Below are 18,689 nucleotides of genomic sequence, written 5' to 3'. Positions count from 1 at the left end.
GAACTCAGGACTCCTGGGTGACGGAGACGAGCACGTCGTCCCCTTCGATCTTGACGGGGTATACGGGGACCGGGCGCGTGGCGGGCAGCCCGGAGGGCTTGCCGGTGCGCAGGTCGAAGCTGGAGCCGTGCAACCAGCACTCGATCGCGCAGTCCTCCACCTCGCCCTCGGACAGCGAGACGTTGGCGTGGGAGCAGATGTCGTTTATCGCGTACACCTCGCCCTCGGTGCGGACGAGCGCGACCGGCGTGCCGCCGAGCTCGACCCGCTTGGGGGTGTCCTCCTCCAGCTCGCTCAGGCCGCAGGCGCGTACGAAGGTCTCGCTCATGCCACCGCCGCTTCCAGCTCGGCCTCGATCTTGCCGATGAGGCGCTCCTCCAGGTCCGGGATCCCGATCTGCTGGACGAGCTCGGCGAAGAAGCCGCGGACGACCAGCCGGCGGGCCTCGTCGGCCGGGATGCCGCGGGCCATCAGGTAGAAGAGCTGCTCGTCGTCGAAGCGGCCGGTCGCGGAGGCGTGGCCGGCGCCGACGATCTCGCCGGTCTCGATCTCCAGGTTGGGCACGGAGTCGACGCGCGCGCCGTCGGTGAGGACGAGGTTGCGGTTGAGCTCGTAGGTGTCGGTGCCCTCGGCGGCGGCGCGGATCAGCACATCGCCGATCCAGACCGCGTGGGCGTCCTGGCCCTGGAGCGCGCCCTTGTAGGCGACGTTGCTGCGGCAGTGCGGGGTGTCGTGGTCGACGAAGAGGCGGTGCTCCTGGTGCTGGCCCTGGTCCGTGAAGTACAGGCCGTAGAGCTCGGCCTCGCCGCCGGGGGCGCCGTAGACGACCCGGGGGTGGAGGCGGACCAGGTCGCCGCCGAAGGTGACGATCACGGACTTGAAGGAGGCGTCCCGGCCGATCAGCGCGGTGTGCTGGGCGGCGTGCACCGCGGTCGGCTCCCAGTCCTGGACCGAGACCACGGTGAGCTTGGCGCCGTCGCCGAGGATGTACTCGACGTTGGCGGCGAGCGTGGCGTCGCCGGTGTGGTCGAGGACGACGACGGCCTCCGCGAAGGCGCCGATCTCGACGAGCTGGTGGCCGAAGGCGACGCCGCCCTCGCCGTGCACGGAGATCAGGACGGGCTCGGTGAGCACGGTGTCCTTGGGGATCGAGACGACCGAGGCCTTCTCGAAGGAGCTGTAGGCCTGGGCGGCGACGCGGTCGACCGGCTTGCCCGCGCGGCCGAGGCGGGCGTCGTCACGGCCGACGGTCTCGACGGTGACGCCCTCGGGGGCCGTCACCTCGACCTTGACGCCGCCGTTCGCGACCGCGGTGCCGTCGTGCAGGCCGCGGAGGCGCGCCAGCGGGGTGAACCGCCACTCCTCCTCGCGGCCGTGCGGCACGGGGAAGTCCGCGACGTCGTACGAGGCGGGGGCGCTGACGCGCGCGTCGATGGGCTGCTGGGGCCCGCCCACCTGGATGGCGCCGTCGGTCGTGCTGCCGGCGGGAGTGTTATCGGCCATGACTGTCGTCGTGCTCTCTTCCTGTCACAAAGGGGTCGCTGCGGTCCGGACGGCGGGTATCAGCCGACCGCGCCTTCCATCTGCAGCTCGATCAGCCGGTTGAGCTCCAGGGCGTACTCCATGGGGAGCTCGCGGGCGATCGGCTCGACGAAGCCGCGCACGATCATCGCCATGGCCTCGAACTCGGTCAGACCGCGGCTCATCAGGTAGAAGAGCTGGTCGTCGCTGACCTTGGAGACGGTCGCCTCGTGGCCCATGGAGACGTCGTCCTCACGGACGTCGACGTAGGGGTAGGTGTCCGACCGGGAGATGGTGTCGACCAGCAGGGCGTCGCAGAGGACGTTCGACTTGGAGCCGTGGGCGCCCTCGCCGATCTCGATCAGGCCGCGGTAGGAGGTGCGGCCGCCGCCTCGCGCCACCGACTTGGAGACGATGTTGGAGGAGGTGTTCGGCGCCATGTGGACCATCTTGGCGCCGGCGTCCTGGTGCTGGCCCTCGCCGGAGAAGGCGATGGACAGGGTCTCGCCCTTGGCGTGCTCGCCCATCAGGTAGACGGCCGGGTACTTCATGGTCACCTTGGAGCCGATGTTGCCGTCGACCCACTCCATGGTCGCGCCCTCGTAGGCCACGGCGCGCTTGGTGACCAGGTTGTAGACGTTGTTCGACCAGTTCTGGATGGTCGTGTAGCGGCAGCGGCCGCCCTTCTTCACGATGATCTCCACGACGGCGCTGTGCAGCGAGTCGGAGGAGTAGATCGGGGCGGTGCAGCCCTCGACGTAGTGCACGTAGGCGTTCTCGTCGACGATGATCAGGGTGCGCTCGAACTGGCCCATGTTCTCCGTGTTGATACGGAAGTAGGCCTGGAGCGGGATGTCGACGTGGACGCCCGGCGGGACGTAGATGAAGGAGCCACCGGACCACACGGCGGTGTTCAGCGAGGCGAACTTGTTGTCACCGACGGGGATGACGGTGCCGAAGTACTCCTGGAAGATCTCCGGGTGCTCCTTGAGCGCCGTGTCGGTGTCCAGGAAGAGAACGCCCTGCTCCTCCAGGTCCTCGCGGATCTGGTGGTAGACGACCTCCGACTCGTACTGGGCGGCGACACCGGCGACGAGGCGCTGCTTCTCGGCCTCCGGGATGCCCAGCTTGTCGTAGGTGTTCTTGATGTCCTCGGGCAGGTCCTCCCAGGAAGCGGCCTGCTTCTCGGTGGAGCGCACGAAGTACTTGATGTTGTCGAAGTCGATGCCCGTGAGGTCGGAGCCCCAGGTGGGCATGGGCTTCTTCTCGAAGAGCTTCAGGCCCTTCAGGCGCAGCTTGAGCATCCACTCCGGCTCGGACTTCTTCGCCGAGATGTCGCGGACGACCTCCTCGGAGAGGCCGCGCTTGGCCGCTGCCCCTGCCACGTCGGAGTCGGCCCAGCCGTATTCGTACGTGCCCAGGCCTTCGAGCTCAGGGTGGGCAGTCTCCGTGGGGAGAGTCATGCGGGGTTCCTCCCGGCCGTGCTGGCGGATGCTGTGGTGGTCTTGGTGGTGCGCCGCGTTTCGCCGCGCGGGATGAACGTCGTGCACACACCGTCGCCGTGGGCGATGGTGGCGAGACGCTGCACATGGGTTCCGAGCAGGCGGGAGAAGACCTCGGTCTCCGCCTCGCACAGCTGCGGGAACTGCTCGGCGACATGGGCGACCGGGCAGTGGTGCTGGCAAAGCTGTTCGCCGACCGGTGCGCTACGCGCCGTAGCAGCGTACCCGTCCGCGGTCAATGCCCGGGCAAGGGCCTCGGTGCGGGATTCCGGGCCGACGGCCTGGAGCGCCTCGCGGTAGCCCTCGGCCTGGGCGGCCATCCGGGCGCGCGCGAAGGCGGCGACCGCAGCCTCACCCATCTCGCCGCCGCCGGCCGCCTTGGCGATCCAGCGCAGGGCGTCCTCGGCCAGCTTGTCGTAGGCCTGGTCGAAGGCGTCGCGGCCGCAGTCGGTGAGCGCGAAGGCCTTGGCCGGGCGCCCGCGCGTACGGGCGCCGTAGACCCGCTTCTCGCGGGGCTCGACGATGCCCTCCGCGGCGAGGGTGTCGAGGTGGCGGCGGACGGCGGCCTGGGTCAGCTCCAGGCGCAGGGCCAGCTCGGCCGCGGTCGACGGACCGTGGTCGAGGATGGACCGGACGACGCGGTTGCGGGTGCCGCGCTGCTCGTCGTGGGCGCGATCCTCCTCGCGGACGGAATCGCGCACGGACGCAGCGGCAGGCACCACGGCCCCGGCGGCCACCCGGGCCGCGGGGTCCTGCGAAGCCTCGCTCGCGTATTTCACAACACCATTGTTGCGTAATTGCGGGGAGCGCGACAAGCCTCGCCGGGCCCGCCGGGCGGTGTCGTCGATCACTTAGGGTCACCTAACCGCCACGCCCAAGATCACCACGAAACCGGACAACGGACCGGTACATGGCCGGGGCCCGACCGGAGCCCGACCGGGGGTTGAGCCGCTCCCGGGGGCCTCCTCCCGGGCCTGTCCGTACTGTCTTACGAGCACCCCGGGGCGGTCCGGACGGCCCCGGGGTTCGTAGACTTCCTAGCCATGCGCAGCAGCTTCCCGGGGGACACCCCCCGGACCCCCGGCCGAGAGCCCGCGGTCGAGGTCCGCGGCCTGGTGAAGCGGTACGGAGCGAAGACCGCGGTGGACGGGCTCGACCTGTCCGTCGCGCGCGGCTCCCTCACCGCCGTCCTGGGCCCCAACGGCGCCGGCAAGACCACCACCGTCGAGACCTGCGAGGGCTACCGCCGCCCCGACGCGGGCACCGTCCGCGTCCTGGGCCTCGACCCCCTCGCCGACTCCGCCGCCCTGCGCCCCCGGATCGGCGTGATGCTCCAGAGCGGCGGCGTCTATCCCGGGGCGCACGCGGAGGAGATGCTGCGCCACACGGCGACCCTGCACGCGCACCCCGTGGACGTCGACACCCTGATCGAACGGCTCGGGCTCGGCACCTGCGGGCGCACCGCCTACCGGCGGCTCTCCGGCGGCCAGCAGCAGCGGCTCGCCCTCGCCATGGCCGTCGTCGGCCGCCCCGAGCTGGTCTTCCTCGACGAGCCGACCGCGGGCCTCGACCCGCAGGCCCGGCACGCCACCTGGGACCTGGTCCGGGAGCTGCGCGCCGACGGCGTCACGGTCGTACTGACCACGCACTACATGGACGAGGCCGAGGCCCTGGCCGACGACGTCGCCATCATCGACAGCGGCCGGGTCGTCGCCCAGGGCAGCCCCGAGGAGCTGTGCCGCGGCGGCGCCGAGAACACGCTCCGCTTCGGCGGCCGCCCCGGCCTGGACCTCGTCTCCCTTCTCAAAGCCCTGCCCGCCGACTCCGCCGCGGTGGAGCTGACGCCGGGCACGTACCGGGTCACCGGCAAGATCGACCCGCAGCTGCTGGCCACGGTGACCACCTGGTGCGCCCAGCACGGGGTCATGCCGGACCGCATCGCGGTCGAGCGGCACACCCTGGAGGACGTCTTCTTGGAGCTGACCGGTAAGGAGCTGCGCGCATGAGCGCCACCCGCACACGCACGGGCCGGGGGTCCGGGGGTTGTCCCCCGGAGGACAGCAGCTTGGAGCTGACCGGTAAGGAGCTGCGCGCATGAGCGCCGACACGAAGGCCGGGACCTTCACCCCGAGGCCCGGCGCCGCGCCGCTCTCCCGGATGATCCGGGCGCAGGCCGCGCTGGAGACCCGGATGCTGCTGCGCAACGGTGAGCAGCTGCTGCTCACCGTCGTCATCCCGACCCTGCTGCTGGTCCTCTTCAGCTCCGTCGACATCGTCGACACCGGCGAGGGCGAGGCCGTGGACTTCCTGGCCCCGGGCGTCCTCGCCCTCGCCGTGCTCTCCACCGCCTTCACCGGCCAGGCCATCGCGACCGGCTTCGAGCGCCGTTACGGCGTGCTCAAGCGGCTCGGCGCCTCCCCCCTGCCGCGCTGGGGGCTGATGGCCGCGAAGACCTGCGCGGTGCTGGTCACCGAGGTGCTCCAGATCGTGCTGCTGACGGCGATCGCCTTCGCGCTGGGCTGGTCGCCGCACGGCAACCCCTTCGCCGTCCTGCTCCTGCTCGTCCTCGGCACCGCCGCGTTCTCCGGGCTCGGCCTGCTGATGGCGGGCACGCTCAAGGCGGAGGTGACGCTGGCCGCGGCCAATCTCGTCTTCCTGCTGCTGCTGGTCGGCGGCGGCGTGATCGTGCCGCTGGAGAAGTTCCCGGACGCCGCGCGGGCGGTGCTGGAACTGCTGCCGGTCTCGGCGCTCTCCGGCGGACTGCGGGACGTCCTGCGCGACGGCGCGGCGATGCCGTGGGCCGATCTGGGCATCCTGGCAGGCTGGTCCGCGCTCGGCCTCGGCGCGGCGGCCCGCTTCTTCCGCTGGGAGTGACCCGGCGGGAGTGATCCGGCGGGGGTGATCCGCCGGGAGCGAGCGGCCCGCCGTAAGGACGACAGGCAGCGGGCGAACCCCTCCGAGCTGGGACGATTCACCCCCGCCGCGCCCGACCCACCCCCTCGTGAATCCATGCACAAGCGGGCCCTTACGATGACTCCGTGCCGAATTCGATGAACCCCCTCCAGATCGTCGCCGACCGGTGGCAGCCCTCCGCCCGCTTCGTGCGGCGGGCGGCGTTCGCCTGTGTGGTGATGGCCGTGGTCATCGTCGTGACGGGCGGCGCGGTGCGGCTCACCCAGTCGGGGCTCGGCTGCCCGACCTGGCCGACCTGCACCGAGGACAGCCTGACCCCGACGCCCGAGATGGGCATCAACGGCGTCATCGAATTCACCAACCGCATGCTCACCTATGTGCTGTGCGCGGTCGTCGGCCTGGCGATCACGGCGGCACGCGCGCGGGAGCCCCGCCGCCGCAGCCTCACCCGGCTGGGCTGGGCCCAGTTCTGGCTGGTCGCGAGCAACGGCATCATCGGCGGCATCACCGTGCTGACGGGCCTCAACCCGTACATCGTCGGTTCGCACTTCCTGGCGGCGACCGCGCTGCTGACGGTCGCCGTGGTGATGTGGCGCCGCGCCTGCGAGGGCGACGAGGAGCCGCGCGACCTGGTGGCCCGTCCGGTGCGGCAGCTCAGCTGGGTGCTGGTCGTCTCGACCGCCCTGCTGATCGTGATCGGCACCGTGGTCACGGGCTCGGGCAAGCACGCGGGCGACGCGAAGAAGGACGTCCACCGCATCCCGCTGGACGTCCGCGAGATCACCCAGTTGCACGTCGACTTCGTCTGCGTCGTGCTGGGCCTGACGGTGGCCCTGTGGTTCGTGCTGCGGGCCGTGAAGGCCCCCGCCGGGCCGGTGCGCAGGGTCGTCGAGATGCTGGCCGTCCTGCTGCTCCAGGGCGCGGTCGGCTTCGTGCAGTACTTCAACGACTCCCCCGAGCTCCTCGTCGGCACCCACATGTTCGGCTCCTGCCTGGTGTGGATCGCCGTGCTGCGGGTGTTCCTGTCGCTGCGCGACCGCGGCGAGCTCGTCGCCCCGGCCTCGCCGGCCGACGGGGCCGGGGAGCTCCGGCCCGCCGCTCAGGCCGCCTCCAGCCGGTAGACCCGGCGCGCGGTGCCGGCCGCGACGAGCCCGGCGATCCGCCGCGCCTCCGCCCACCGGCACCATCCGTCGGCGACCCATTCGGCCATCAGCCGGCCCATGGCCTGGACGAATGACCGCGCCCCCACCACGTACAGCTCGGGCAGCGCCCGCGCCCCGGTGGAGAACAGCAGCTTGCCGAACGGCGCCTCGGGGAGGACCTCCTCCGGCCGGGCGCCGACGTCCGCGTAGACGTGCGGATGGGCCGCGGCCAGCCCGGCCGCCTCCCGGTGGTGACCGGGGCCCGGGAACAGCACGAGATCGGTGCCCAGACCGGCCGTCGCCGCCAGGAAGCGGGCCAGCCGGCGCGGGTCGCGGCAGTGCAGCTGCACGGGCAGCCCGGTACCGAGAGCAGTCCACAGCAGATGGCGGACGAGCGTCTGATCGGTGGTCGTAGGACCCGTACGTCCGGTGCGGAGCCTTCTGGCGGCGGCCCTGCGGACCTCCGGCACGCCGGGTGCCCTCCCGTCGCAGGAGCGGACGGCGCAGGCGAACGCGGTGGCACCGCGCGCGGCGGTGTGCAGCGCCTCGGCGGTACGGGCGAGGAAGCGGTCGACGTCCTCGCGTTCCCCGGCGATCCGGTCGGCGAGCGCCTCCAGGCGTACGACCTCGTGGGCGCGGCCCTCGGCGGCGTGGGCCAGCTCCGCGGCGGAGGTCAGGCCGCCGGGCCCGCCGGACTCCAGCAGGAAGGTGCCGATGCCGGCGCCGCGCAGCAGCAGCCGTCCGGCGCGGTAGGCGCCCAGCTCACGGCGGCGGGCGAGGTAGCGGACGGGCGCGCAGAAGGGCTCCAGGCCCAGCAGCGGCGGACACCAGCGGAGCACCGCGAGCCCGGCGCGGCTGTCGAAGAAGGTGGTGCCGGGCGGCGCGGGGCCGGTGGATCCGGCGGCCGCGGCGAGGTGGGTCTCGAAGCGGCCGAGCCCCAGCTCGCCGTGGACGGCCCCGTGGCTGTGCTGATCGACGATCAACGGCATGCCGTCCATCCCCGCCCCCTCGTACCCTGCCCCGCCCCTTGGCGGCACACGGCCGCCCCCGCGGGTCTAACGGCCGAGGGGCCCGTCAGTTATTGGCGGGACCGCCGAGCTGGAGGCCCGCCATCCGGGTCCATTCGTACGGGCCGGTGCGGACCTTGGCGGCGAACTCGCCGTCGAACTCGTCGTGCAGGGTGAGACCCGCGACCTCCGCGGCCTTGCGCGCGGTCTCCATGGAAGGGGCGACGAGGACGCCCCACTCGCCGTTGGCCCCGACGAGGGCGATCCGGGTGGTGCCGCGGGCGATGTGCGCCAGCTGGCCCTCGGCGGTGCCGCCGTGGCTCTTGGCGAAGGCCGTGATCTGCCGGGCGAGCCGGAGGGCCTTGCGGTCGGCCGGGGCCGCGGCGGGTGCGGGGGTCTCTTCGGCCTGCGTCGTGGTGTCTGCCATGACACCGGATGCTACCCGCCGGTAATTAATGGAGGAAGGGATCCACGGCCACGGCGGCGAAGAGCAGCGAGACGTAGGTGATGGACCAGTGGAAGAGGCGCATCTCCTTGAGCTTCGCGCCCGTGATGCCGGCCCGCGCCCGCGTCTGTAGGGCGTGCGCCTCCTTCAGCCAGAACGCGCCGAGCGCCGCGGCCACCACGGTGTAGAACCAGCTGGTGTAGCCGAGCGGCTGGAGCGAGAGCGAGACGGCGACCATCACCCAGCTGTACAGGACGATCTGCTTGGCGACCGCCTTGTTGCCCGCGATGACGGGCAGCATCGGGACGCCGACCCGCTCGTAGTCGTCCTTGACCTTCATCGACAGCGGCCAGTAGTGCGGCGGCGTCCAGAAGAAGATGACGAGGAAGAGGACGAGGGAGGCCCAGGAGACGGAGTTCGTGACCGCGGACCAGCCGATGAAGACCGGCATACAGCCCGCGATGCCGCCCCAGACGATGTTCTGCGCGGTGCGCCGCTTGAGGATCATCGTGTAGACGACGACGTAGAAGAGGTTGGCGCCGAGCGAGAGCATCGCCGACAGCGGGTTGACCAGGAACCAGAACCACAGGGTCGAGCCCACCGTCAGCGCGGCGGCGAAGACCAGGCACTCGCGGGGGGAGACCATTCCGGTAACGAGCGGACGCTGCGAGGTGCGGTCCATCAGCGCGTCGATGTCGCGGTCGTAGTACATGTTGAACGCGCCCGCGCCACCGGCGGAGAGGTAACCGCCGAGGCAGGTGGCCAGCACCAGCCACAGGTCGGGGACGCCCTCCGCGGCGAGGAACATCACCGGCACGGTCGTCATCAGTAGCAGCTCGATGACCCGCGGCTTGGTCAACGCCACGAACGCCTTGGCACGGGCCCCGAACGGCCGGTGACCGGGGCTCTCCGCGAGCTCCCCCACAGCCTGAAGGGCGTGGGAGGTACCCCCACCCGCAGGACGGGATTCGACGGCCGTCACGCACACCCCTGACAGAGATAAGGCCAGCAAGCACGTCCGGGTGGAAGAAAACCCCCGTAAAGGCTTGCGCGTACCACGCCACTCTAGACGTAGGGGATACCTCGGCCTCCGCCGGGGTGGGGTCGTGTTGGGGCCGTAGCGCGGCCGGTCGGCACCGGATCGGCGGCGCCCGCGCATCGGATCGCGGGCCCGGGGAACACGAGAGGGCGAGCCCGGGGAACATGACAGAACGGAAGCGTTCGGGAGGCGCGCGGCCCGCCGTCCCGGCAGGCTGTACCCATGACCACCGCACCCGCGGCGGAATGCTTCGGGAATCTTTCATATCCGGATCCGGTTGCCCCGGACGCCCCGCCGGGCGGTCGAAAGAGCGCCGGATGAGCGCCGTGGCGGCCGACTGAGCGTCGAAAAGGCGCCCTCCCCTGCGGGGTAGGCTCGACAGCGCCGCGTCGTGGCGGAAGACCGCCCCCGGCGACAAGAACATGTGGAGAGGAGCCCTGACCGAGGGTGAGCAACAAGCCGACCACAACAGACCTCGAGTGGACCGAACTGGACCAGCGGGCCGTCGATACCGCCCGCGTCCTGGCCATGGACTCCGTGCAGAAGGTCGGCAACGGCCATCCGGGCACGGCCATGAGCCTGGCGCCGGCCGCTTATCTGCTGTTCCAGAAGATGATGCGGCACGACCCCAGTGACGCCGACTGGGCCGGCCGGGACCGTTTCGTCCTCTCCCCCGGCCACACCAGCCTGACGCTCTACGTCCAGCTCTTCATGGCCGGCTACGGCCTGGAGCTCTCGGACCTGAAGTCGTTCCGCACCTGGGACAGCAAGACCCCGGGCCACCCGGAGCACGGCCACACCCGTGGCGTCGAGACCACCACCGGCCCGCTGGGCCAGGGCATCGCCAACGCGGTGGGCATGGCCATGGCCGCCCGCTACGAGCGCGGTCTGTTCGACCCGGAGGCGCCGCGGGGCACCTCCCCGTTCGACCACACCATCTGGGCGATCGTCTCCGACGGCGACCTGGAGGAGGGCATCTCGGCCGAGGCGTCCTCGCTGGCCGGCCACCAGAAGCTCGGCAACATCGTCGCGCTCTACGACGACAACCACATCTCGATCGAGGGCGACACCGAGACGGCCTTCTCCGAGGACGTCCTGGGGCGCTACGAGGCGTACGGCTGGCACGTCCAGCGCATCGAGCAGGCCGCCAACGGCGACTTCGACATCCACGCCCTGCACGCGGCCCTGAAGGCCGCGCAGGAGGAGACCGAGCGCCCGTCGATCATCGCCGCGCGCACGATCATCGCCTGGCCGGCCCCGAACGCCCAGAACACCGAGGCGTCGCACGGCTCGGCGCTGGGCGCCGACGAGGTCGCCGCGACCAAGCGCGTCATGGGCTTCGACCCCGAGCAGGACTTCCAGGTCGAGGACGACGTCTTCAGCCACGTCCGCAAGGTCGTCGACCGCGGCCGCGAGGCGCACGCCACGTGGGACAAGGGCGTCCAGGAGTGGCGCGAGGCCAACCCGGAGCGCGCCGCGGAGTTCGACCGCATCGCCGCGGGCGAGCTGCCCGACGGCTGGGAGAAGGCCGTCCCGGTCTTCCCGGCCGGCAAGGACGTCGCGACCCGCAAGGCCTCCGGTGAGGTCCTCAAGGCGCTGGGCGGCGTGATCCCCGAGCTGTGGGGCGGCTCCGCCGACCTCGCCGGTTCGAACAACACCACGATCGACGCGTCCTCGTCGTTCCTCCCGGAGGGCAACCCGCTCCCCGAGGCGAACCCGTACGGCCGCACGATCCACTTCGGCATCCGCGAGCACGCCATGGGTTCGACCATGAACGGCATCGCGCTGCACGGCAACACCCGCGTCTACGGCGGCACCTTCCTGGTGTTCTCCGACTACATGCGCCCGGCCGTGCGTCTCGCCGCCCTGATGAAGCTGCCGGTCACCTACGTGTGGACGCACGACTCCATCGGTCTCGGCGAGGACGGCCCGACCCACCAGCCGGTCGAGCACATGGCCGCCCTGCGCGCCATCCCGGGTCTGAACATGGTCCGCCCGGCCGACGCCAACGAGACGGCGATCGCCTGGCGCGAGATCACCAAGCGCCACACCACCCACCCGGCGCCGCACGGTCTGGCCCTCACCCGCCAGAACGTCCCGACGTACGAGGCCAACGAGGGCGCGGCCAAGGGCGGCTACGTCCTGTTCGAGGCCGAGGGCGGCCGGCCGCAGGTGATCCTGATCGGCACCGGCTCCGAGGTCCAGCTGGCCGTCGAGGCCCGCGAGGCGCTCCAGGCCGAGGGCATCCCGACCCGGGTGGTCTCGATGCCGTCCGTCGAGTGGTTCGAGGAGCAGGACCAGGCGTACCGCGACGGCGTGCTGCTGCCGGACGTCAAGGCCCGGGTCGCGGTCGAGGCGGGCATCGGCCTGACCTGGCACCGCTACGTCGGTGACGCCGGCCGGATCGTCTCGCTGGAGCACTTCGGCGCCTCGGCGGACTACAAGGTCCTCTACCGCGAGTTCGGTCTGACGACCGAGGCCGTGGTGGCCGCCGCCCGCGAGTCGATCGAACACGCCGACGCCAACCGTCGCTGACGCCGTTACCGAGCAAGTAGGAGATGCAGAACCCATGACAGACGCACTCAAGCGCCTCTCCGACGAAGGCGTCGCGATCTGGCTGGACGACCTGTCCCGCAAGCGCATCACGTCGGGCAACCTGGCCGAGCTGATCGACCAGAGCCACGTGGTGGGCGTCACGACCAACCCGTCGATCTTCCAGAAGGCGATCTCGGGCGGCGACGGCTACGAGGCGCAGCTCGCCGACCTCGCGGCCCGCAAGGTCACCGTGGACGAGGCCATCCGCATGATCACCACGGCGGACGTCCGCGACGCCGCCGACATCCTGCGTCCGGTCTTCGACCGGACCGACGGCCAGGACGGCCGGGTCTCCATCGAGGTCGACCCCCGTCTGGCCCACGACACGGTGGCCACCGTCGCCGAGGCCAAGCAGCTGGCCTGGCTGGTGGACCGTCCGAACACCCTCATCAAGATCCCGGCCACCAAGGCGGGCCTGCCGGCCATCGCCGAGGTGATCGGCAAGGGCATCAGCGTCAACGTCACGCTGATCTTCTCCCTGGAGCGCTACCGCGCGGTCATGGACGCCTACCTGACCGGTCTGGAGAAGGCGAAGGCCGCGGGCCTGGACCTGAACCTGATCCACTCGGTCGCGTCCTTCTTCGTGTCCCGTGTGGACTCCGAGATCGACAAGCGTCTGGACGCCCTGGGCACCGAGGAGGCCAAGGCCCTGCGCGGCAAGGCCGCCCTGGCCAACGCCCGTCTGGCCTACCAGGCGTACGAGGAGGTCTTCTCCTCCGACCGCTGGGCCGCCCTGGAGAAGGCCGGCGCCAACAAGCAGCGCGCCCTGTGGGCCTCGACCGGTGTCAAGGACCCGGCCTACAAGGACACGCTGTACGTGGACGACCTGGTCGCCCCGAACACGGTGAACACCATGCCGGAGGCCACCCTGGAGGCCACGGCCGACCACGGGCAGATCACCGGTGACACCGTCCGCGGCACCTACGAGCAGGCCAAGGCCGAGCTCGACGCGATCGCCAAGGTCGGGATCTCGTACGACGAGGTCGTGCAGCTCCTGGAGGACGAGGGCGTCGACAAGTTCGAGCAGTCCTGGAACGACCTTCTGAAGTCCACCGAGGCGGAGCTCAAGCGCCTCGCCCCGGAGGCGTGAATTGAGCACAAGCAGCAATCCGCTGCGTGACGCTCAGGACCGACGGCTCCCGCGTATCGCGGGGCCGTCGGGCCTGGTCATCTTTGGCGTCACGGGCGATTTGTCCCGGAAAAAGCTGATGCCGGCGGTCTATGACCTCGCCAACCGGGGGCTGCTGCCGCCGGGCTTCTCCCTCATCGGCTTCGCGCGCCGTGACTGGGAGAACGAGGACTTCGCCCAGATCGTCCACGACGCCGTCAAGGAGCACGCCCGCACGCCCTTCCGCGAGGAGGTCTGGCAGCAGCTGGTCCAGGGCTGCCGCTTCGTGCAGGGCGACTTCGGTGACGACGAGGCCTTCGAGACGCTCAAGGACACGATCCAGGAGCTCGACAAGGCACAGGGCACCGGCGGCAACTTCGCCTTCTACCTCTCCGTGCCGCCGAAGTTCTTCCCCAAGGTCGTCCAGCAGCTGAAGAAGCACGGCCTGGCCGACCAGAAGGAGGGCTCCTGGCGGCGCGCCGTCATCGAGAAGCCCTTCGGTCACGACCTGGCCAGCGCCCAGGAGCTCAACAAGGTCGTCCACGAGGTCTTCCCGACCGAAGAGGTCTTCCGGATCGACCACTACCTGGGCAAGGAGACCGTCCAGAACATCCTGGCGCTCCGCTTCGCCAACACCCTCTTCGAGCCGATCTGGAACCGGTCGTACGTCGACCACGTGCAGATCACCATGGCCGAGGACATCGGCATCGGCGGCCGCGCCGGCTACTACGACGGCATCGGCGCCGCCCGTGACGTCATCCAGAACCACCTGCTCCAGCTGCTGGCGCTGACCGCCATGGAGGAGCCCGCCTCCTTCGAGGCGGACGCGCTCGTCGCGGAGAAGACCAAGGTGCTGGGCGCCGTCCGGCTGCCCAAGGACCTCGGCAAGGAGACCGTCCGCGGCCAGTACGCGCACGGCTGGCAGGGCGGCGAGGAGGTCGTCGGCTACCTCGAGGAGGACGGCATCGACCCCGCCTCCAAGACCGACACCTACGCCGCGATCAAGCTGGAGATCGACAACCGCCGCTGGGCGGGCGTCCCCTTCTACCTGCGCACCGGCAAGCGGCTCGGCCGCCGTGTCACCGAGATCGCGGTCGTCTTCCAGCGCGCCCCGCACTCGCCCTTCGACCACACCGCCACCGAGGAGCTGGGGCAGAACGCCCTGGTCATCCGGGTGCAGCCGGACGAAGGCGTCACCCTGCGGTTCGGCTCCAAGGTGCCCGGCACCCAGATGGAGGTCCGGGACGTCTCCATGGACTTCGCCTACGGCGAGTCCTTCACCGAGTCCAGCCCCGAGGCCTACGAGCGGCTCATCCTCGACGTGCTGCTCGGCGACGCCAACCTCTTCCCCCGCCTGAAGGAGGTCGAGCTGTCCTGGCAGATCCTCGACCCGATCGAGCGGTACTGGGACACCCACGGCAAGCCCGCGTCGTACTCCGCCGGCACCTGGGGCCCGGTCGAGGCGGACGAGATGCTCGCACGAGACGGACGGAGCTGGCGCCGGCCATGAAGATGGACCTCACGGACACCACGTCCAGCAAGATCAACAGCGCCCTGGTCCAGGGCCGCCGCGCCATCGGCACCCCGGCCATCGGCATGGTGCTCACCCTCGTCATCGTCACCGACGAGGAGCACGCCTACGACGCGCTCAAGGCGGCCAACGAGGCCTCCCGCGAGCACCCCTCGCGCAAGCTCGTCGTCATCAAGCGCGTGAGCCGCTCCCCGCGCGACCGCGCCAAGGCCCGCCTCGACGCCGAGGTCCGGGTCGGCACCAGCGCCGGCACCGGCGAGACCGTGGTGCTGCGGCTCTACGGCGACGTCATCGACCACGCCCAGTCGGTCGTACTGCCGCTGCTGCTGCCCGACGCCCCCGTGGTCGTCTGGTGGCCGGTCACCTCACCGCTCAGCCCGGAGAAGGACCCGCTGGGCGCCCTCGGCCAGCGCCGGGTCACCGACACCTACGCCGCCGAGGACCCCCTCGCGGAGGTCTCGGCCCGCGCCGCGCACTACGCGCCCGGCGACACCGACCTGGCCTGGACCCGGATCACGCCGTGGCGCTCCATGCTCGCGGCGGCGCTCGACCAGCAGCAGGTCGACGTCCTGTCGGCCGAGGTCGAGGGCGAGGGCTACAACCCGAGCGGCGAGCTCCTCGCGATGTGGCTCGCCGACCGCCTCGGGATCCCCGTCAAGCGGACCGTCTCCGAGGGCCCCGGCCTCACCGCCGTCCGCCTGGAGACCAAGAACGGCCAGATCGTCCTGGACCGCCCCAACGGCACCCTGGCCACGCTCTGCATGCCCGGCCAGCCGGACCGCGCCGTCGCGCTCAACCGCCGCGACACCGCGGAGCTCCTCGCCGAGGAGCTCCGCCGGCTCGACCCGGACATCACCTACGAATCCGCGCTGAAGTACGGCGTGGAGCGGCTGAGCGACGGCGGCTCCGCCCCGGCGGCCAAGGCTCCGGCCGCGGCCGAGGAGGCGAAGGCCGCGCCGTCCGAGGACGGTGCCGTCCCGGCGGCCGCGGAGAGCAAGGCGGCCGCCGCGCCGGCGCCCGCCAAGAAGGCCTCCGGCAAGAAGGCGGCCGGCAAGTGAGCACCCCGCAGGTCGTCGTCCACCGGGACAAGGAGCTGATGGCGCAGGCCGCGGCGGCCCGGCTGATCACGAAGATCGTGGACGCCCAGGCCGCGCGCGGCTCGGCCTCCGTCGTCCTCACCGGCGGGCGCAACGGCAACGGGCTGCTCGCGGCCCTCGCCACCGCGCCCGCGCGGGACGCGGTGGACTGGTCGCGCCTGGACCTGTGGTGGGGCGACGAGCGGTTCCTGCCCGAGGGCGACCCCGAGCGCAACGCCACGCAGGCGCGCGAGGCGCTGCTGGACGCGGTGGAGCTGGACCCGGCACGGGTCCACTACATGCCCGCCGCGGACGGCACGTACGACGACGCCGACGCGGCGGCCGAGGCGTACGCGGCCGAACTGGCCGCGGCCGCCCGGCCCGAGGACCACGGCCCGGTGCCGTGCTTCGACGTCCTCCTGCTGGGCGTCGGCCCGGACACGCACGTGGCCTCGCTCTTCCCCGAGCTCCCGGGCGTCCGGGAGACCGAGCGCACGGTCGTCGGCGTGCACGGCGCGCCGAAGCCGCCGCCGACCCGGGTCTCGCTGACCCTGCCGGCGATCCGCGCCGCGCGGGAGGTCTGGCTGCTGGCGGCCGGCGAGGACAAGGCCAACGCGGTGACGATGGCGCTGTCCGGAGCGGGCGAGATCCAGGCGCCGGCGGCGGGGGCGTACGGGCGCCGGCGGACGCTGTGGCTGCTGGACTCGGCGGCGGCGGCGAAGCTGCCGCGGGGTCTGTACCCGCCTTCTTCGCCCTGACGGGCGGTCGGATACGGCGGTGGCCCGCCTCCCTTCCGGGGAGGCGGGCCACGGCCGTATTCAGGTGCGGGTGCGAGTGCGGGTGCCGCTGCGCGGGGCCTTTCCCCAGCCCCGCCCCTTCCCGAAACCGGGGCTCCGCCCCAGACCCCGGTCCTCAAGCGCCGGACGGGCTGATTTTCAGCCCGTCCGGCGCTTGAGGACACCGCGCGAAGCGCGGAAAGGGGGCCCGGGGGCTTGCCCCCGGTTCGGGAAGGGGCGGGTCGGGGAAAGCCCGCGCGGCTAGCGCCCCCGCAACTGCCGGTAGCGAGCCACCAGACCCGCCGTCGACGGATCCAATCCCGAAACCTCGGCGCCGGCCGTAAGCGCCGGCTCCACCCGCTTGGCCAGCACCTTCCCCAGCTCCACACCCCACTGGTCGAACGAGTCGACGTTCCAGATCGCCCCCTGCACGAACACCTTGTGCTCGTACAGCGCGATCAGCTGACCCAGCACCGACGGGCTGAGTTCACTCGCGAGGATGGTCGTCGTCGGGTGGTTGCCGCGGAACGTCTTGTGCGGGACCAGCTCCGCCGGGACGCCCTCCGCCGCCACCTCCTCCGCGGTCTTGCCGAAGGCGAGGGCCTGGCCCTGGGCGAAGAGGTTGGCCATCAGCAGGTCGTGCTGGGCCACCAGTCCCGGCAGCAGGTCGCCGACCGGCTTGGCGAAGCCGATGAAGTCCGCCGGGATCAGCTTCGTGCCCTGGTGGATCAACTGGTAATACGCGTGCTGCCCGTTGGTGCCGGGGGTGCCCCACACCACCGGGCCCGTCTGCCAGTTGACGGCGTGTCCGTCGCGGTCCACGGACTTGCCGTTGGACTCCATGTCCAGCTGCTGGAGGTACGCGGCGAACTTGGACAGGTAGTGGCTGTAGGGCAGCACCGCGTGCGACTGCGCGTCGTGGAAGTTGCCGTACCAGACGCCGAGCAGGCCGAGCAGCAGCGGGGCGTTCTCCTCGGGCGGAGCGCAGCGGAAGTGCTCGTCGACGAGGTGGAAGCCGGCCAGCATCTCCCGGAAGTGGTCCGGGCCGATGGCGATCATCAGGGAGAGTCCGATGGCCGAGTCGTACGAATAGCGGCCGCCGACCCAGTCCCAGAACTCGAACATGTTGGCGGTGTCGATGCCGAACTCGGAGACCTTCTCCTCGTTCGTCGACAGCGCCACGAAGTGCTTGGCCACCGCCTCCTCGCCCGCGCGCAGGCCGGTCAGCAGCCAGTTGCGCGCCGAGGTGGCGTTGGTGATGGTCTCGATGGTCGTGAAGGTCTTCGACGCGACGATGAAGAGCGTCTCGGCGGGGTCCAGGTCCCGCACGGCCTCGTGCAGGTCCGCGCCGTCGACGTTCGACACGAAACGGAACGTCAGGTCGCGGGCGGTGAAGGCGCGCAGCGCCTCGTACGCCATCGCCGGACCGAGGTCCGATCCGCCGATGCCGATGTTGACGACGTTCCTGATGCGGGCGCCGGTGTGGCCCTTCCAGTCACCCGAACGGACCCGGTCGGCGAAGATCTGCATCTTGCGCAGCACGGCGTGCACGGCCGGTACGACGTTCTCCCCGTCGACCTTGACCACGGCCGACTCGGGGGCCCGCAGCGCCGTGTGCAGCACGGCGCGGTCCTCGGTGTTGTTGATCTTCTCGCCGCGGAACATGGCGTCCCGGAGCTCCGTGACACCGGTCGCGGCGGCGAGCGCGCGCAGCAGGCGCAGCGTCTCGTCGGTGACGAGGTGCTTGGAGTAGTCGAGGTGCAGGTCGCCCACGGTGAGCGACAGTCGCTCGGCCCGTCGCGGATCGTCCGCGAACAGCTTCCGCAGGTGCACCTCCCCGAGCTCTTCACGGTGCTTGGCCAGCGCGTTCCACTCAGGCGTCTGGTCGAGCCGGCCCCGGCTCTCTGCGTTCATCTCGGACATCAGCCCACTTCTCTCGTAGCCACCCCGCCGGATTCCAACCTAATTGATCAGGCTCCGGGATGAGACGACCCCCCGCACGGCGGCGGCCCGGCCGCGCTCCTGGTGACAGGT

Annotated in this window: 16 protein-coding genes; 8 read left to right on the top strand and 8 right to left on the bottom strand. The window is 71.3% G+C overall.

All coding sequences use genetic code 11. From position 1 onward, the window contains the following. Positions 1–4 precede the first annotated feature (4 nt). Genes LUZ64_RS04385 through LUZ64_RS04370 form a run of 4 tightly spaced genes read right to left on the bottom strand, consistent with a single transcriptional unit; the run spans position 5 to position 3,802 of the window. On the bottom strand, positions 5–328 hold the full coding sequence (locus LUZ64_RS04385; RefSeq protein WP_095583603.1) for a bifunctional 3-phenylpropionate/cinnamic acid dioxygenase ferredoxin subunit: 324 nt from the start codon (positions 326–328) through the stop codon (positions 5–7). Next, positions 325–1,503, bottom strand: a complete 1,179-nt coding sequence (gene sufD, locus LUZ64_RS04380) for a Fe-S cluster assembly protein SufD (RefSeq protein ID WP_095583604.1) — start codon at positions 1,501–1,503, stop codon at positions 325–327. The genes LUZ64_RS04385 and sufD overlap by 4 nt, the downstream gene beginning before the upstream one ends. A gap of 59 nt (positions 1,504–1,562) precedes the next feature. Continuing rightward, positions 1,563–2,984, bottom strand: a complete 1,422-nt coding sequence (sufB, locus tag LUZ64_RS04375; RefSeq protein ID WP_087928616.1) for a Fe-S cluster assembly protein SufB — start codon at positions 2,982–2,984, stop codon at positions 1,563–1,565. Further along, positions 2,981–3,802 (bottom strand): helix-turn-helix transcriptional regulator, encoded by an 822-nt coding sequence (locus tag LUZ64_RS04370; protein ID WP_095583605.1) that lies wholly within the window; start codon positions 3,800–3,802, stop codon positions 2,981–2,983. The genes sufB and LUZ64_RS04370 overlap by 4 nt, the downstream gene beginning before the upstream one ends. 264 nt (positions 3,803–4,066) lie before the next feature. On the opposite strand from LUZ64_RS04370, the gene LUZ64_RS04365 reads away from it, so the two are divergent. The 3 genes from LUZ64_RS04365 to LUZ64_RS04355 all read left to right on the top strand — a co-directional run bounded on the left by LUZ64_RS04365 (position 4,067) and on the right by LUZ64_RS04355 (position 7,057). Further along, positions 4,067–5,029, top strand: coding sequence for an ABC transporter ATP-binding protein (locus LUZ64_RS04365; protein WP_095583606.1), 963 nt, complete (start codon positions 4,067–4,069; stop codon positions 5,027–5,029). Positions 5,030–5,117: 88 nt separating this feature from the next. Further along, positions 5,118–5,897, top strand: a complete 780-nt coding sequence (locus LUZ64_RS04360) for an ABC transporter permease (RefSeq protein ID WP_095583607.1) — start codon at positions 5,118–5,120, stop codon at positions 5,895–5,897. 164 nt (positions 5,898–6,061) lie between these two features. Continuing rightward, positions 6,062–7,057, top strand: coding sequence for a COX15/CtaA family protein (locus LUZ64_RS04355; protein ID WP_095583608.1), 996 nt, complete (start codon positions 6,062–6,064; stop codon positions 7,055–7,057). Here the strand turns inward: LUZ64_RS04355 and LUZ64_RS04350 are convergent. The 3 genes from LUZ64_RS04350 to LUZ64_RS04340 form a co-directional block, all read right to left on the bottom strand. Continuing rightward, on the bottom strand, positions 7,036–8,076 hold the full coding sequence (locus LUZ64_RS04350; protein ID WP_095583609.1) for an amidohydrolase: 1,041 nt from the start codon (positions 8,074–8,076) through the stop codon (positions 7,036–7,038). The two genes, LUZ64_RS04355 and LUZ64_RS04350, sit on opposite strands and share 22 nt — an antisense overlap. A gap of 76 nt (positions 8,077–8,152) precedes the next feature. Beyond that, complete coding sequence (locus LUZ64_RS04345) at positions 8,153–8,512, bottom strand: hypothetical protein (protein WP_095583610.1); 360 nt, start codon at positions 8,510–8,512, stop codon at positions 8,153–8,155. A gap of 25 nt (positions 8,513–8,537) precedes the next feature. Then, complete coding sequence (locus tag LUZ64_RS04340; protein ID WP_372471981.1) at positions 8,538–9,512, bottom strand: heme o synthase; 975 nt, start codon at positions 9,510–9,512, stop codon at positions 8,538–8,540. 504 nt (positions 9,513–10,016) lie between these two features. On the opposite strand from LUZ64_RS04340, the gene tkt reads away from it, so the two are divergent. From tkt to pgl, 5 genes are read left to right on the top strand one after another with little or no spacing between them, the layout of a single operon-like run. Continuing rightward, a complete protein-coding gene (gene tkt / locus LUZ64_RS04335; protein ID WP_095583612.1) occupies positions 10,017–12,104 on the top strand; it encodes a transketolase in 2,088 nt (695 codons plus the stop codon). A gap of 34 nt (positions 12,105–12,138) precedes the next feature. Continuing rightward, positions 12,139–13,254, top strand: coding sequence for a transaldolase (gene tal / locus LUZ64_RS04330; RefSeq protein WP_095583613.1), 1,116 nt, complete (start codon positions 12,139–12,141; stop codon positions 13,252–13,254). A gap of 1 nt (position 13,255) precedes the next feature. After that, positions 13,256–14,782 carry a glucose-6-phosphate dehydrogenase gene (zwf, locus tag LUZ64_RS04325; protein ID WP_095583614.1) on the top strand — a complete coding sequence of 509 codons (1,527 nt, stop codon included), beginning with the start codon at positions 13,256–13,258 and terminating at the stop codon, positions 14,780–14,782. Further along, positions 14,779–15,861 carry a glucose-6-phosphate dehydrogenase assembly protein OpcA gene (opcA, locus tag LUZ64_RS04320; protein ID WP_095583615.1) on the top strand — a complete coding sequence of 361 codons (1,083 nt, stop codon included), beginning with the start codon at positions 14,779–14,781 and terminating at the stop codon, positions 15,859–15,861. The genes zwf and opcA overlap by 4 nt, the downstream gene beginning before the upstream one ends. Continuing rightward, entirely contained in the window at positions 15,858–16,637 is a 780-nt protein-coding gene (gene pgl, locus LUZ64_RS04315; RefSeq protein WP_095583616.1) for a 6-phosphogluconolactonase, read from the top strand. The genes opcA and pgl overlap by 4 nt, the downstream gene beginning before the upstream one ends. A 279-nt stretch (positions 16,638–16,916) precedes the next feature. Here the strand turns inward: pgl and pgi are convergent, their stop codons facing one another. Beyond that, positions 16,917–18,569 (bottom strand): glucose-6-phosphate isomerase, encoded by a 1,653-nt coding sequence (pgi, locus tag LUZ64_RS04310; protein WP_095583626.1) that lies wholly within the window; start codon positions 18,567–18,569, stop codon positions 16,917–16,919. Positions 18,570–18,689 lie beyond the last annotated feature (120 nt).

Origin of the sequence: Streptomyces albireticuli (assembly GCF_021228125.1) — a bacterium.
Classification (GTDB): domain Bacteria; phylum Actinomycetota; class Actinomycetes; order Streptomycetales; family Streptomycetaceae; genus Streptomyces; species Streptomyces albireticuli.
This window is presented reverse-complemented; position numbering and strand designations above follow the sequence as displayed.